Below are 14418 nucleotides of genomic sequence, written 5' to 3' on the forward strand. Positions count from 1 at the left end.
GCAATCGTTTATACGTTTATGAGAATCACTGAGAATAAGGTCACCTATATGGCCCGTTTTGATCATAAGGAAGAAGCTTTCCGGTTAAGTCGGTTAAAAGAAGAAGATATTGTGGCAAAGTAACGGCTTTGTCGAGTCGTTACTTTACCGTTTTGCGAGCTTTTAAGCAAGGTCATAGTGACAAACTCATAATATACTGCTCGCCAATTAGGCCTGTTTTTCTTCTGCCAGTATCTATAAAGCCAACTTTCGCATATAGCTTTTGAGCAGCGACGTTTTTATAGTTAACTGCTAGCACAATTTCATTACATTGAGGGAACTCTTCGGTGACAAAGCTTCGCAAGGCGTTCATCCCTTTCAGAGCATAGGCCTTTCCTTGCTCCCGATGATTAATTGATAAAGCAGTTAACAACATCGCCTGTGAGTTACTAGAGTACTCTTTCACACGCTCACTATTGTGTAATAAGAAAAAGCCAACAACGTGATTTTCATTTAAGATGACAATAGGATGTTGTCCCGGTTTTACATGTAATATATCGCTAGGCATTGCAGTAAATTGTTCTTGGTTTTTCGGCAACTCAAAGGATTTTAGCTCTTCCAAATAATGTGGCTGATAATGCTGTAAAGTAATTCTGTCCATATCGTTCATGATGAACCTCCAGTTATAATTTTGACGGAAAAATGTAGTTAAGATGGAAGGAAAGCTGTAAACATTTTTTTAACCTGTTTAATCGTTGCTGGTTCAATTTCAAACCCACCAGCTAAAACGAGAGTTTGACTCCTCCGATGAATATATGTCCTTTTTGTCAGCTCGTACGACAATAACAAATGTTCCCACGAGTCAACGGCTTCGATCTTCGATACTTAAATCAAATTCGCCCATATGTAGCGGTTGTAAACGAGCTGCTCCTGTACGTGTCATGTCTAATTGAGTAAGTTCAGTTATAAAATGTTTTATCTGTTCGATTTCGATCCAAACAGATTTGTTTTCACCTGAAATACGATCATCGTCAATGCGAATCGATCATGCAACAGAAGAATGAACATCGACTTGAGTTTGAATGAGTTCAATGTCTATATGATTCTTTCGTTTCTGATTCGATCCTCCATTAGCCAACCCTATCAATCATTATTTTAAAACGATAACTCCCATCGTTCTTCGATAAGTTCCTTGTTTGATAGCAACTGTTTACGAGACTCCATTCGTTTAAAACCATGATTCTCATAGATTCGTCTAGCTGTAGTTAATTCACGGTTTGTCCAAAGAATGACTCTTTTATAGCAAGCTTTCTTGCAAAATTGAAGGGCGGTTTCGATCAACTGTCTTCCGTAACCAGTCCCTCGGACAGAAGGTTCAATGAGAAACAATCCTAATTGTGCAGTATGATCATTTACTTTTTTTATACTGATTGATCCTGAACGTTTTCCTTCAATCTCTATTATCCAAATGTTTTCACGTCCATCGTCTCTTTTTATAAAACCGTCTACGCTTTTGGCAATAAAATCGCGGAAAGATAAATCATAATGGAACTCCCGATTGTACAGTTCATAGTGTGAGTGAATGATATAATTTGCATCCTTTCGTGTATATGGTCGGATCATCGTATCACCTTCTCATAAATTCTCCATTTTAGTTTAACATTAAATTCCATAAGCGTGGGCTCTATGACATGCGAAGCGTCAAAATTTTTCGCAAAAGAGCAATTGATAAGAAATGAAACGATGAATGCGATGCTACAATGTTCATTGCATAACATCTTAACATCGTTAGGAGTGAATAAATTGAAAAAGCAATTGTTATTCATACATAGTGCTGGTTCGCAAAAAAGTGGGCAAGGAAGCAGCGGCTTAGCAGCATTTATAAAATCATCTTTAGGTGAGGAGTATCACGTGTTATGTCCGCGAATGCCTGAACCTGAAAACCCTCAATGCACAAGCTGGCAAGAGCAGCTAAAAGAAGAGTTCTCTTTGATAAAAAACGATGTGATGTTGATTGGACATTCTTTAGGCGGGTCTGTTTTATTGAAGTTTTTATGCGAGGAAGAGATCGACATCACGATTGCAGGCTTATTTCTAATCGCAGCTCCTTTTTGGGGAAGTGATGACAATTGGCAAAATGATGAGTTTACGCTGCCGGAAGGCTTTCCTTCTACGCTGCCGTCAATAAATAATCTAGTTTTATATCATAGCAAGGATGATCCGATCGTTCCATTCACACATATGGAGCACTACAAAAAGCATTTCAGCCATGCGCATGCCCGTGTCCTAGAAGGTGATGACCATTATTTTCATGAAGGCTTACCTCGTCTTATCGCAGATGTTCAGAAGTCACCTTCGAAAAACGATCAGGAGGGATTTTAATGTCTTTGGCGAACTTTTTAATGAAAGAGTTTACGGAAGAAATCGCTTCAACACGCCGGATACTTAAGCGGGTTCCGGAGGACAAATTGTCTTGGACACCGCACCAGAAGTCGATGTCGCTTGGTCAACTCGCCATGCACATTGCCATCATTCCAGGAGAGCTATCAAACTTTTTCAGCGAACTAAGCAGGGAAATCCCTTCAGTACCACTACGAGAAGCTACTTCTCTATATGAAATACTTACAACCCTTGACAATAGTGAAGAAATGGCTAAAAAGTGGCTGTCCACATGGAGCAATGAGGATCTAATGGCAGAGTGGAAAATGACGAAAGGGAATGAAACGATCATGTCGGCTCCAAGAATGTTGATGGTCCGTTCGATTATGTTAAACCATTGGTACCATCATCGAGGACAACTCACTGTCTACTTGCGCCTACTTGATCTGCCAGTACCTGCTATTTATGGTCCAAGTGCCGATGAAGACTCATTTGACTAAATGTGTGTAATTGTTTTAATGAAAATATAAAAAAGAGGTGTGTATGATGATTAAAGGAGTTACCCCGTATGTCATTACAGATGGAAATGGTCAGGAAGCGGTTGCATTTTATGAAAATGTTCTAGAGGCGAAAGTTATTCATGTCCAAACGTTTGGAGATTTACCTGAAAGTCCAGAGTTTTCCATACCTGAAGAGGCGAAAAATCGTCTCGTCCATGCTCATTTAAAAGTAGGAGACACTGACCTCATGATCTCTGATACGTTTCCAGGACCGCATCCGGAACAGCAACCTTACGAAACCGGCAATCATGTAACTGTAGCCGTTTCGGTGACAGATGTAGAAAAGGCAAAAGAAGTATTTGCAAAGTTAGAGGATGGTGGCAAAGTAGTCAAGCCGCTTCAAGAAACACATTTTAGTCCATCTTACGGTCAAGTTACAGATAAATTTGACGTCACATGGCACGTTTCTACAGAAAATGTTGAATAATGAAGCTGCTGAAGCACCATTTCACTTGATGTGAACTGGTGTTTTTCTATTTATCCGCGAAAATTTGAGTTTATCCTGTAAAAAAGCTAATTCATCCGCGAAAATAACGTTTTATCCTGTAAAAAAATTGTTTTATTCATGAAAAATAACGTTTTATCCGCTAACTAGAATCATTCTAATTTAACACCGCAACAACACAACACCACAAAAACACAATGGCAAACCACAGAAGAAAACCATTTCATTCGACGTAAATGAAATGGTAGCTTATCGTTTACTTTTGATGGAGCAGCGTTTCTAACTCTTCAAAGGAAAGCTTTTCAGTCATTTTGCTCATCTCGTCCGGTATATCTATATAACACATCAATTCTAAACTGTTTCCATCCGGATCGAGAAAGTAAACAGAAGCATTTTGCTGGTATGGTCGAACGAAAGGCTCAATCGATGTTCTGCTGCCAAACGGGACGATTTCGACATCTAACTGACGGAGCCATCGCAATGAATTCTTCAAGTTTTCATAAGAAACACGGAAAGCGATGTGTCTTAATGACGGGTGGTACGGAGTTTTATATTCTTCTCCTGCCCATAACCCTACCCAGCTTTTTCCTTCTTCAATCCACAGGAAAGCAGTATCCCCATCTCTTAAAAAAAATTTCAAACCTAATTTTTCATAAAAAGCAATCGATTTTTCTAAATTTTTTACCGGTAAATGTGCTTCAAATAAACCTTCAATCATTGTAAAAAACCTCCTTTTGTTTAGAATACACTGCCAGGTAGGGACTTTGCCTGCGTGAATTGTCTGAAGTGATCTACGACTTTAGAAGGAGGTTATTGATTTTGCGCGGAATTTAATGAAAAACGAGTAAAAAAGCGTTTCAACGAATAGAAACGCTCCAAGAAGTACTATACAGTTTAATGAACTACTTATTCCTCGCCAACTTTCGAGCAATGACTTTGAGTTTAGGATCCCTTTTTATTAATTCGAGTTTATTTAAAACGGCCATCATAAATTCATAATGAGCAAACCCTTTACTCGTAATGATGTTTTCGTATAGGCAAACATCGCTGTCTTCATACGTTCCGTGCTGAAAATAATGTGAATAATGATCTTTGATTTGAGGCATCGTCGTATAATTTCCTTGAATACGTCCAGCAGACGCAAGTAAAACAGCCGAAGCGCAGCTCGCTGCAATCATTCCTTCAAAATGAGAGATGCATGCTTTTAATTGTTCGTTTTCTACTAAAACATCTGTCATCTGACCACCAGGCAGCAGGAGAAGCTCGTATTTTTTCGAATCAGCATTACCGACAGGCTTATCAACTTGGATTACCATACCACCATCGGTGACGACGCTTGATCCATCAACGGAAAGAATGTCCATCTCCCAGCCTTTATCTTTTAAAAACTTTTGCAGTAATGTCACTTGCCAAATGGCACAATTGTCATAAACGATCATAGCAAATTTCTTCAAACGATCACTCCTCATTATGAAAGTTAATCACAATTGTACACACACAAATATTGGAAAAATAGTCTTAATTTTCTTGTCAAATCATGATATAATGATCTTAGGGGAAGCGATTCGTTGCAAACGAAGAGATCCCTTTTTTTGTGCTCATTTAAAGAAAAGCTAAACATATAACGACGATAAGTTTTCTATTTTTTATTCTCGGTTGTGGATTTTCGTGAAGCAGGAATAAAAAGGCACAATGTTGAAGTGATAGTGAATCCAAGGCGGATAGGAGGCGTAAGGATGACGAAAAAAATCGTTAGTTTTTCAATGATCGCGCTCATTGTCATCGCTGTTTCTATTGTTTTTCGCGATCCTGTGGAAAAGACGGTCGATGGAACAGAAGATCGCACAATTGAAGAGTTATTAGAAGAAAATGAGCAGCTACAAAAAGAAAACTTACAGTTAAAAGCCGATATTCAACTTCTTGAATCTCATCAAGTAGATCGGAACTTTGAAAATCACAATTTAATGTTAGTAGAATATGCAGATGAATTACACGAATACCTTGAAGTTGCTTTACACGCATTATTTTCTGAAAGTAAAGATGAGACAGATCGAACCGAATTAGATGATCTCTATCAGTATTATGAAGATTGGTTTATCGGGCGACCGAATTATGTGGAAAATGATGAACTGCTATTTCGTGTATCTCCGGATCCAGGGTTGAGAGCTGGCGAATCTTTCGGCTACCTTTTTCATTTTAGCGAACCTTTCGAAACGTATGAAGGAAAAGAATTAGCTATTTATGCGTATCATGAGGAAACAGAAGAGCGTGTCATCGCCGTGTCACCTAGAAAGGTTACCGAACCTAGTTCTGGTTATTCGAGTTTGGAACGATTTACTGCGAACTTTGAATTGCCAATAGGCGGTTTATGGAGGTATGAAGTCGAATTAGATGGCGAACTTTATGGGGACGTGATCTTGTCTGTAAAAGACTCTGCCGATTAGATGAGAAAATGGAAGCCAAACATTTTTCACGAAATGATAGAATAAAAGAATGACAATATAGAATTGGAGTTAAGAAGCATGAAGACGTTCCCATCAGCCGAAGACATACACCTATGCTTGGAACGATTACATACAACCTATAAAGTTCCAGATCGAATCATTAAAAACTTATTTGGCAAAGAAAATTATACGCGGTTAAACCGATTGCTTCAGTCGTTAGATAAAGAAAAGATTGACATGCAACAGCTGGCGAAAATGCTCATTGTAGAAAAAGGAGCTGAGCTCTTTTCCGGAAGCAACGCCGAAGTAAGAGAGCTAAGAAGCTATTTGTTAAAACAGTTACCGGAAGAAGATTTGGTTGCCATATACTCTCGCAACCCAGTTGCAAATAAGACGCTTACTTCACCTGCGTACATGGTCACCCCGCTCGCAAATAAGAGATGGACGATCGGAAGCAGATGGCCGCGTGATTTCATGAGAACACTCGGTTTTCCAGCGGTCTTCGCTGGCGTTTCCTTACCGAAAACCGCATCATCAAGCGCAGTCGTTGACATTGAACCTCGAAAAAAGGTTCCACCTCTCGTTGACTTCCAACGAAAACTTAAGGAGCAAATGTTTAACGTGCTCGCATTAGAAGGGGAGTACACACGCTGTATTGTTACGCTTCCTACTGGCGGCGGGAAAACAAGAGTTGCTGTAGAAAGCTTCATCGAGTGGATGCATAGCCGATTTAATCGTGGTAAATATTTCATTTGGATTGCCCAAAGTGAAGAGTTATGTGAACAAGCAATTACTTGTATAACAGATATGTGGCAGGAAAAAGATTACCCTGAATCATTGAGAATTTATCGATATTTTGCAGGAAATGAGATTGCTGAAGAGCAGCTCATGGGTGGTGCAGTCGTTGCGAGCATTCAACAGCTAAATTCGAGACTGAAAAATGACGACCCAGTCCTTACAGAAATCATCCGTGATTGTGGTGCGATGATTATCGATGAAGCACACCATGCGGCAGCAAAGACCTATCACGAATTACTGACGAAAGCAGCGGACATTTGCGGTCCAAAACTCTTCCCGATATGCGGCTTAACGGCAACACCGGGAAGAAGTGACGGTGAAACGGGCAAACTCGTTAACCGATTTGAAGCCCATTTATTACAGCCGGAACTGACTGAAGATCCCGTTTATGAACAAGATCCACTACAGTATTTTCGCGAACAAGGTTTTTTAGCAAAGCCGAAGCATATTATTTACGATTCAGGCCGTGAATACGCTGTTAATGAGCAAGATGTAGAAGTGACAGAAGATATCATAAATGCGGAGCTACTAGATGAACTAGCTAACGACGAATGGCGTAATGTGCAAATTATGAAACGGCTGCAAGAGATTCCGGCTCGCAGCCAAACACTCGTTTACGCTTGTACAGTGAAACATGCTGAATACCTTGCCACTGTTATGAATGCCCTCGGCAGAAAGGCTGCAGCGATTTCGGCAGAAACACCGAAAGCGACGAGACGCATTTATATTGACGCTTTTAAAAATGGTGAGGTTGAATTTTTGTTTAACTATGGTGTACTCACGACAGGATTCGATGCCCCGAAGACAGAATACATCGTCATTTGCCGGCCGACAACAAGTGTCGTGTTATACGAGCAAATCGTCGGACGAGGACTTCGAGGACCTAGGTTTGGCGGAACGGAATATTGTACGATCATCGATTTTGCCGACAATCTCCACCGTCTCGGAAAACCACTTGCTTATGCACGGTTCCAGCATTTTTGGCATCAAGTAGAAGTAAGCAGCAGCGAATGATAGTGTGATTTTCGGACTCATTTTTTAAAAGGAATATAGAATCTCTTTGCCGAAGTACTCTAAATCTCGTATTTAAAGGAGGTATGTCGTCAGATGAACTGGTCAACAAGGTTAACGAAGCTATTAAATATTAAATACCCGATCATTCAAGGCGGACTCGCATATTTGGCATATTCTGATTTAGCGTCTGCCGTTTCGAACGCAGGCGGCTTAGGACAAATTACCGCGATGTCGTTATCGACACCTGATGAACTTCGAGCAGAAATTAAAAAAGTAAAAGAAAAAACGAGCAACCCATTCGGTGTTAACTATGCAATCGGCCAGCATGGAAGACCGTTTGAACATATGTTAAAAGTTGCGATTGAAGAAGAAGTACCGGTCATCACCGTAACAGGCGGGAATCCAAAGCCTGTTTTTGATCAGCTCGAAGGAGTAGATACGAAGAAAATTGTCTTAGTCGCTGCACGAAGACAAGCAGAAAAAGCCGAGGAGTTAGGAGCAGATGCTGTCATGGTTGTCGGTCAAGAAGGCGGCGGGCATTTAGGCAGAGGAGATACTGGCACACTCGTGTTAATTCCGCAAGTGATTGATTCCGTTCAAATTCCTGTCGTCGCAGCCGGAGGGATCGGTGACGGAAAGTCAATGATGGCAGCGCTCTCCTTAGGGGCAGAAGGGGTTGAAATCGGAACACGGTTTATTGCGACGAAAGAATGTATCCACGCTCACGACTCATATAAACAAAAGATCGTCGAAGCAAGTGAAATGGATACAGTGGTGATCAAACGCTCACTCGGTGCACCTGCGAGAACATTAAAAAATGAACTAACCGAAAAGATTCTCGAACTCGAAAAAACAACGCCGACTTATGAAGCATTAAAAGACTATATTAGCGGTAAAGCAAACAAAAAATTCATTTACGAAGGTGTCGAAAGCGAAGGGTTTGGCTATGCAGGTCAAGTAGTTGGCCGAATTCATGACATTCCAACCGTAAATGAGCTCATTACTCGAATGATTGCAGAAGGAGAGAACATTCGAGCACGCTGGAGCTAGAAAAAAGAGTTTAAATCTGAGTTTCTGCGCTGTCTATTTGTGAACATTGTATGTTTATCCGCGAAATTTCCGGTTTATCCGGTAAAAATATTGATTTATCCGCGAAAATATCAGTTTATCCGGTAAAAAATTCGTCTTATCCGTGAAAAACAAGGGTTTATCCGCTAACTAGAATTATTCTAAACTACCCAAAAGACAGCAAGCACTAATTGGCCTAAACCAGCCCTTTGTAATATCCAAAATTAACCAGGTGCCAGGCACCTGGTTAATTTTGGATAAACTCACATAAGTATTGCTTAAAATTCACATATGAATAACCGGTAGCAGCACGTACGATGCGTAATTTTGGTCATGATAGATTTGCTGATTCGCTTTTTGCGTTTCAGTACTGTCTAGTAAGGATTTCCCTGTATTTGGATTGATATCATACATCGGGAAATTACTCGAAGTAATGCTGATCCCAAGCGAATGACCTTTGAGGAATACGATGCTCGTTGCCCACAAATCAATCTCATACAAGATGACCTCGCCGTTTATTGGCTCCGCTAATGGAGTAGCTTTTCCGTGCCGGTATTTTGCGCGCACGATACCTTCCGTAACATTAATCGACTTCCCGTCTGGCAATACATCTGTAAGTTTTACAGTAAAATCAGTGTCGGGTGCGTCAGATTTTGCGTACAAAAACACTTTAACAGGTCCTGTCACTTCAAGCGGTTCTTCAAGAGGATCTGTTGAATATACAAGCACATCATTGCGCTGCTCGATGTCATTTTGGGCGAGAGGACCGGTGTTCACCCCGCGGTAAAATAAAGTCGGACCACCGACTGTCGGTACGGGATCGTCGGGATCGTATACATATTGGTCATGAGGCTCATCTTGATCTGGCTGCTCAAAACGAAGCATCCCATGTTCAGTCCCAACATTTGCTTTGCCATCACTATGTAAATACAGTTTTGTATATTCAGTTCTCGCGAGCGGCCACTCTTTTTCAGAGCGCCACTTATTAATCCCCATAATAAAAATGCGAATTGGATCTTCATTATCAAAAGCAACATTTTTTTTGTCTTTTAACCAATAGTCAAACCATTTGATATGAAGAGACGTAATATCGTCTTTTCCGTCGATCAAGTCTCCGGAACTTTTTAAGCCGAAATATCGCTCTCCGAAATACGGGTTATGACTGCCGTGCCCCCACGGTCCGATTATAAGCTTCTGATTGTCATTTTTCTTTTTTAAAGAAAGGTAATTATTAATGGTCGGTCCTAAAAAGCAATCATACCAGCCTGCCAAATGAAACCCAGGTAAATCGATGTCTACTTCCTCATCGATGTTTTCATCTTCTTCAGAAGCAGATGATAGAAAAGTTTCATATAAATGCTGAATGTCTTTATGCTTCATGAGTGGCGGCCAATCTTTTACCGGTTTATAGTTGTGCCATTCAAAAACTTGATCTAAATCATCGATAATCTCAACTTGCGTTTTCTCAAATTGAGACTGATCTTGTTTACGTGACAAGTAATCAGTCGCGATCGAACCGAGAATCCATGATTGAATCATCCCAAGCTCTAATGCGCCGTTTCGTTTGGCGATGTCTTGTTGTAAATTGTTGCCCGTAAACGCTGGTGCAATTACTTTTAACGATGGAGGACGTTCCATTGCAGCAAATAATTGCGTAAAACCATAGTAAGATAAGCCGAACATGCCGACTTTTCCATTGCTGTACGGAAGTTTTGCTGCCCATTCGACAGCATCATAACCGTCCTCCCGTTCTTGGTGAAAAGGGTTAAACTCTCCTTCTGATGAATAGCGCCCGCGCACATCTTGAATAATGACGACGTAACCGTTTAATGCGAGTCGCGTTGGATCAATATACCCGTGAGAAAAAGGGGGTAAATCTTTATTGTATGGAAGGCGGTTCAACAAGACTGGAAAGCGCCCTTCACGATCAGGACGGTAAACATTAGCTTTCAGCTTTGTCCCGTCACGCAGCTCGCACGTCACATTTCTTTCAATTAGGATGTTTTCGCTCATCCTCTACACCTCACTTTTTTACTATAGGATTTATAAAAAATATGGATGATCACATAACTGCAATTAGGACTTGCAACAAGCATCATGCACTTGCTAAGAACCTCTGAAACGATAAGCCAAGTTTTGTTTAAAGAGAAAGGCCTGTCCCAGAATCCGGGTAACAGACCTTCATGATTTTTAAAAAAAGATTGAATATTCAATACTTTATTACATATTTTAACGGAGCTAATAAGTTTAGACAAGTTTTATCCTTACAGGAGGGGAGGAGGAAAATGAATTAATTTCCTAGCATCTCGTCAACTCGATCTTGGTTATTGTCGATCCATTCTTGTGCGACAGCTTGCTCATCTTCACCGTCTTCAATTTTTTGGATCATCTCTTCGACATCATCAATTGAAATGCTCCAGTTTTCAAGGAATTCAAATACTTCAGGTGCATGTTCTTCAAGTTCATGATTCGTGACTACGTGGACAGATGCTTGCTCGAAGTAGCCGAAGTCATCTTCTAAAATTTTAATGTCAAACTCATTGAACATTGTGTGTGGTCTCCAGCCATAAAAAATGACAGGTTCTTCATTGTTCATTTGACGCTGAGCTTGAGCAATCATTCCGCCTTCTGAAGATGCAACTAAGTCCATGTCAGCACCTTCTTCTTCAATAAATTCACGGATAAGGCTCGTCGCACTTGCGCCTTCTTCAATACCATAAATTTCATTTTCAAACATGTCTTCGTTTCCGAACAGGTCTTCTAAATTATTAATGTCTTCAAGGTAAGTCGGAACAGTAAGTCCGGCATCAGCATTGTCATAACTAATCGCAGTATCAACAACAGTATCGCTATACTCGTCAAAATAAACTTCGTGAACTGGCATCCAAGAATCCATAAAGACATCGATGTCACCGCGAGAAAGTCCCATAAATACAGAGCTGACATCGGCTTGTGTTTCCTCAACTTCATATCCGAGATCTTCAATTAATAATTTAGCTACTTCAGTTGGAGGAACCGTGCTTGTCCATGGCGTGACACCGAATGAAATCGTGCCTTTCACTTCCTCACTATTGTTTGTTCCTCCTTCAGCGTCTCCACAAGCTGCTAACAATAAAGCTAGTGATGATAACGTTAATAACGATTTTTTCATGTTCAATCTCTCCTTAATTTTAATTTTGGCCAATCCCTTGTGTAATACGGTCTAAAATAATCGCTAAAACGACAATTCCAAGTCCACCGACTAGGCCGAGGCCGACATTGACAGTTGAAATTCCGGTTAAAACGGTAGAGCCGAGCCCTGGAGCACCGATCATTGAAGCGATAACAGCCATCGAAAGGGCGAGCATGATCGTTTGATTGACCCCAGCCATAATCGTTGGCACTGCCATCGGGAGCTGTACTTTAAATAGTAGCTGCTTCGTTGTCGCCCCGAATGCTCGAGAAGCTTCGACGACATCAGTTGGTACTTGGCGGATACCTAAGTTCGTCATCCGCACACAAGGAGGAGTCGCAAAAATAAATGTCGCAATAACAGCTGGTACACCACCTAAGCCGAATAGTAATACTGCCGGAATTAAATAGACGAAGCTTGGTAATGTTTGCATGAAATCAAGTGTCGGTCGAATGAACCGTTGAACAGTATCATTCATCGCACTGACAATTCCGATCGGTACGCCGACAGCTAATGATAGTAATGTTGAAACGATTACGACAGATAGCGTTTGCATCGACTCTTCCCAAATATCAACAGAACCGATAAACAGGAAGCCGATTAACGAAAACAAAGCAATTCCTTTACCTGCAAACTTCCAGGAAATGAGAGCAATAACGATAGCAAAAAGTTCAGGTGGAACAGCTATTAATAGATTGGCAACTCCGTTAATAAAAGCGCGAAGGCTATTACTAAATGCGTCAAACGAGTTGCCTAACGTAGGAAGGAGCCACTCATTAACGAAGGAGTTCGTCCATTCCTCTAACGGAAAATAAAAATAGTTCATGAAGTTGTCACCTCATCTTTTTCTTTACCTAGCACTAACCCGGACAAAATCGAGACACGGGAGATAATGCCAAGTAGCTTGCCGTCGTCAAGGACAGCAATCGGGTATTTCGTTTCGGCTGCGATTCCAATAAGGTCGTTTAATTGTGTATCCGGTGACGTCGAATAGACGTTATCAATTAAGACCTCCTCCATTGGAATCTCTTCTTTATGAGAGCGAATCGCGTCATCGATCGTTAACAACCCTTTGAAATTATCATCTTTATCGACGACGAAAATGCTTGAAGCACCGACCTCTTCCATTTTTCGAATCGCCGTGCGCGGACCATTTTTGTACGTCGTCACGACCTCAGGTTTTCTCATCACTTGCGATGCTTCTAAAACTTTCGAACGGTCGACATCTTTAACGAAATTACTGACGTATTCATTAATTGGGTTTTCAAGAATGTCGTCTGATGTTCCAATTTGGACAATTTGACCGTCTTTCATAATCGCAATACGATCGCCTAGTTTTAATGCTTCATCTAAATCATGAGTGATAAAAATAATCGTTTTTCCGAGCTTACGCTGAAGGTTCAACAGCTCATCTTGCATTTCCTTTCGAATTAAAGGGTCGAGGGCACTAAACGCTTCATCCATTAGTAAAATGTCAGAGTCGTTCGCAAGTGCTCTCGCTAATCCGACACGTTGCTGCATCCCGCCGCTTAGCTGCTTCGGATAGCTATTTTCATAGCCTGTTAGACCGACATCTTCAATCGCTTTTTGCGCCTTTCGTTGACGTTCTTCCTTCTCAACGCCTTGCAGTTCAAGGCCGTATTCGACATTCGCTAACACTGTACGATGGGGGAGGAGACCAAAGTTTTGGAAAACCATCCCGAGTTTTTGCCGTCTCGTTTGAATCAATGTTTGCTTGTCCATCTTTGTGATGTCGTCACCATCAATGAGAACTTCACCATTAGTCGGTTCAATAAGACGATTGACGAGGCGAATCAACGTCGACTTCCCACTACCAGAAAGTCCCATAATGACAAAAAATTCACCGGCTTCGACGTGAAATGAAGCTTGATTTACACCAACGGTCTGACCGTATTCTTTTAAAATACTATCTTTTGACTTTCCTTGATTCAGTTTTTCAAGTCCTAGTTTCGGGTTTGAACCAAAAATTTTCGTCAGCTGGTTCACTTCAATTTTATTCATACACATTCTCCTCTTTTTAGAGATAAGAATCATTTAAGCTTTAGAACCACTTTAAGAAGCTTTTATTTTTTAATTCCAATCGTTCTTCCAGCTTGTTTCGGTACTTCTAACTGATCGTGGTCTTTCATCATTGTTTCGACTGTCGTCATAATTGCCTCAGGGAATGGAGCAGGACGATTTGCTTTCGTATTGATTCCCATTAACATTTGTTCACTCGTTGCGATAAGATCACCACTGCTGTTTTTCATGGAAAAAAAGATGTGTAACCTTTTGGTATCGTGGTTGAGTAGCTGCATGTGAACAGAGAGCTCTTCCTTTTCATGAGCTTCCTGCAAGTAACAAATGTGTGTTTCTAACGTGAAAATCGTATAGCTTTCTTTTTCTCTCGCGTTCTCATCTAGTCCAATCGCCTCGATCAAGGCGTCAACAGCAAGGCTGAAAACACGAGCATATTCTGCATCATTCATATGTCCGTTGTAATCGACCCATTCAGGCCGTACATTTGTTGAAAAATGAAATGGTTTCATAGTAAACACT

At 40.8% G+C, this 14418-nt stretch carries 15 protein-coding genes; 6 read left to right on the forward strand and 9 right to left on the reverse strand.

Features of this window, described 5'->3' with window-relative positions; genetic code table 11:
* Nucleotides 1-172: 172 nt before the first annotated feature.
* Both CD001_RS09160 and CD001_RS09165 read right to left on the reverse strand, forming a co-directional pair.
* Nucleotides 173-649, reverse strand: a complete 477-nt coding sequence (locus CD001_RS09160; protein ID WP_096187207.1) for a GNAT family N-acetyltransferase — start codon at nt 647-649, stop codon at nt 173-175.
* A 485-nt stretch (nt 650-1134) separates the two neighbouring features.
* A complete protein-coding gene (locus tag CD001_RS09165) occupies nt 1135-1602 on the reverse strand; it encodes a GNAT family N-acetyltransferase (RefSeq protein WP_096187208.1) in 468 nt (155 codons plus the stop codon).
* Between the two features lie 171 nt (nt 1603-1773).
* Here CD001_RS09165 and CD001_RS09170 point away from each other — a divergent pair, with 171 nt between their 5' ends.
* The 3 genes from CD001_RS09170 to CD001_RS09180 are packed head-to-tail and all read left to right on the forward strand — an operon-like array spanning nt 1774 to nt 3345.
* Entirely contained in the window at nt 1774-2361 is a 588-nt protein-coding gene (locus CD001_RS09170; RefSeq protein ID WP_257009971.1) for an alpha/beta hydrolase, read from the forward strand.
* The gene (locus tag CD001_RS09175) at nt 2361-2858 is read left to right on the forward strand and encodes a DinB family protein (protein WP_096187209.1); all 498 of its coding nucleotides are present in this window, start codon (nt 2361-2363) and stop codon (nt 2856-2858) included. The genes CD001_RS09170 and CD001_RS09175 overlap by 1 nt, the downstream gene beginning before the upstream one ends.
* A 46-nt stretch (nt 2859-2904) precedes the next feature.
* Nucleotides 2905-3345: a VOC family protein gene (locus CD001_RS09180; protein WP_096187210.1), complete on the forward strand. Its 441-nt coding sequence runs from the start codon at nt 2905-2907 to the stop codon at nt 3343-3345.
* Nucleotides 3346-3619: 274 nt separating this feature from the next.
* On the opposite strand, the gene CD001_RS09185 is transcribed toward CD001_RS09180, so the two are convergent.
* Nucleotides 3620-4081, reverse strand: coding sequence for a VOC family protein (locus CD001_RS09185; RefSeq protein ID WP_096187211.1), 462 nt, complete (start codon nt 4079-4081; stop codon nt 3620-3622).
* 184 nt (nt 4082-4265) lie between these two features.
* Nucleotides 4266-4817: a DJ-1/PfpI family protein gene (locus CD001_RS09190; RefSeq protein ID WP_179298678.1), complete on the reverse strand. Its 552-nt coding sequence runs from the start codon at nt 4815-4817 to the stop codon at nt 4266-4268.
* Nucleotides 4818-5099: 282 nt separating this feature from the next.
* Here CD001_RS09190 and CD001_RS09195 point away from each other — a divergent pair, with 282 nt between their 5' ends.
* From CD001_RS09195 to CD001_RS09205, 3 genes are all read left to right on the forward strand, one after another.
* The gene (locus CD001_RS09195; protein WP_096187213.1) at nt 5100-5807 is read left to right on the forward strand and encodes a hypothetical protein; all 708 of its coding nucleotides are present in this window, start codon (nt 5100-5102) and stop codon (nt 5805-5807) included.
* Between the two features lie 78 nt (nt 5808-5885).
* Nucleotides 5886-7619, forward strand: coding sequence for a DEAD/DEAH box helicase (locus CD001_RS09200; RefSeq protein ID WP_096187214.1), 1734 nt, complete (start codon nt 5886-5888; stop codon nt 7617-7619).
* Nucleotides 7620-7712: 93 nt separating this feature from the next.
* Nucleotides 7713-8669 (forward strand): NAD(P)H-dependent flavin oxidoreductase, encoded by a 957-nt coding sequence (locus CD001_RS09205; RefSeq protein ID WP_096187215.1) that lies wholly within the window; start codon nt 7713-7715, stop codon nt 8667-8669.
* 303 nt (nt 8670-8972) lie between these two features.
* Here CD001_RS09205 and CD001_RS09210 read toward each other — a convergent pair whose 3' ends face one another.
* The 5 genes from CD001_RS09210 to CD001_RS09230 all read right to left on the reverse strand — a co-directional run bounded on the left by CD001_RS09210 (nt 8973) and on the right by CD001_RS09230 (nt 14408).
* A complete protein-coding gene (locus CD001_RS09210; protein WP_096187216.1) occupies nt 8973-10700 on the reverse strand; it encodes a CocE/NonD family hydrolase in 1728 nt (575 codons plus the stop codon).
* A gap of 277 nt (nt 10701-10977) precedes the next feature.
* Entirely contained in the window at nt 10978-11838 is an 861-nt protein-coding gene (locus tag CD001_RS09215) for a glycine betaine ABC transporter substrate-binding protein (RefSeq protein WP_096187217.1), read from the reverse strand.
* A 19-nt stretch (nt 11839-11857) separates the two neighbouring features.
* Complete coding sequence (locus tag CD001_RS09220) at nt 11858-12685, reverse strand: ABC transporter permease (protein ID WP_096187218.1); 828 nt, start codon at nt 12683-12685, stop codon at nt 11858-11860.
* Nucleotides 12682-13881: a quaternary amine ABC transporter ATP-binding protein gene (locus CD001_RS09225; protein ID WP_096187219.1), complete on the reverse strand. Its 1200-nt coding sequence runs from the start codon at nt 13879-13881 to the stop codon at nt 12682-12684. The genes CD001_RS09220 and CD001_RS09225 overlap by 4 nt, the downstream gene beginning before the upstream one ends.
* Before the next feature lie 62 nt (nt 13882-13943).
* Entirely contained in the window at nt 13944-14408 is a 465-nt protein-coding gene (locus tag CD001_RS09230) for a thioesterase family protein (RefSeq protein ID WP_096187220.1), read from the reverse strand.
* Nucleotides 14409-14418 lie beyond the last annotated feature (10 nt).

This window comes from Evansella halocellulosilytica (genome assembly GCF_002335745.1).
Classification (GTDB): domain Bacteria; phylum Bacillota; class Bacilli; order Bacillales; family Salisediminibacteriaceae; genus Bacillus_CA; species Bacillus_CA halocellulosilytica.

What these genes read in the sequence shown, in the direction of transcription:
- CD001_RS09175 (WP_096187209.1), top strand. Translation starts at nt 2,361, where the DNA reads ATGTCTTTGGCGAACTTTTTAATGAAAGAGTTTACGGAAGAAATCGCT.
- CD001_RS09205 (WP_096187215.1), top strand. Translation starts at nt 7,713, where the DNA reads ATGAACTGGTCAACAAGGTTAACGAAGCTATTAAATATTAAATACCCG.
- CD001_RS09160 (WP_096187207.1), bottom strand. Translation starts at nt 649, where the DNA reads ATGAACGATATGGACAGAATTACTTTACAGCATTATCAGCCACATTAT.
- CD001_RS09220 (WP_096187218.1), bottom strand. Translation starts at nt 12,685, where the DNA reads ATGAACTATTTTTATTTTCCGTTAGAGGAATGGACGAACTCCTTCGTT.
- CD001_RS09195 (WP_096187213.1), top strand. Translation starts at nt 5,100, where the DNA reads ATGACGAAAAAAATCGTTAGTTTTTCAATGATCGCGCTCATTGTCATC.
- CD001_RS09210 (WP_096187216.1), bottom strand. Translation starts at nt 10,700, where the DNA reads ATGAGCGAAAACATCCTAATTGAAAGAAATGTGACGTGCGAGCTGCGT.
- CD001_RS09225 (WP_096187219.1), bottom strand. Translation starts at nt 13,881, where the DNA reads ATGAATAAAATTGAAGTGAACCAGCTGACGAAAATTTTTGGTTCAAAC.
- CD001_RS09200 (WP_096187214.1), top strand. Translation starts at nt 5,886, where the DNA reads ATGAAGACGTTCCCATCAGCCGAAGACATACACCTATGCTTGGAACGA.
- CD001_RS09230 (WP_096187220.1), bottom strand. Translation starts at nt 14,408, where the DNA reads ATGAAACCATTTCATTTTTCAACAAATGTACGGCCTGAATGGGTCGAT.
- CD001_RS09165 (WP_096187208.1), bottom strand. Translation starts at nt 1,602, where the DNA reads ATGATCCGACCATATACACGAAAGGATGCAAATTATATCATTCACTCA.
- CD001_RS09185 (WP_096187211.1), bottom strand. Translation starts at nt 4,081, where the DNA reads ATGATTGAAGGTTTATTTGAAGCACATTTACCGGTAAAAAATTTAGAA.
- CD001_RS09215 (WP_096187217.1), bottom strand. Translation starts at nt 11,838, where the DNA reads ATGAAAAAATCGTTATTAACGTTATCATCACTAGCTTTATTGTTAGCA.
- CD001_RS09180 (WP_096187210.1), top strand. Translation starts at nt 2,905, where the DNA reads ATGATTAAAGGAGTTACCCCGTATGTCATTACAGATGGAAATGGTCAG.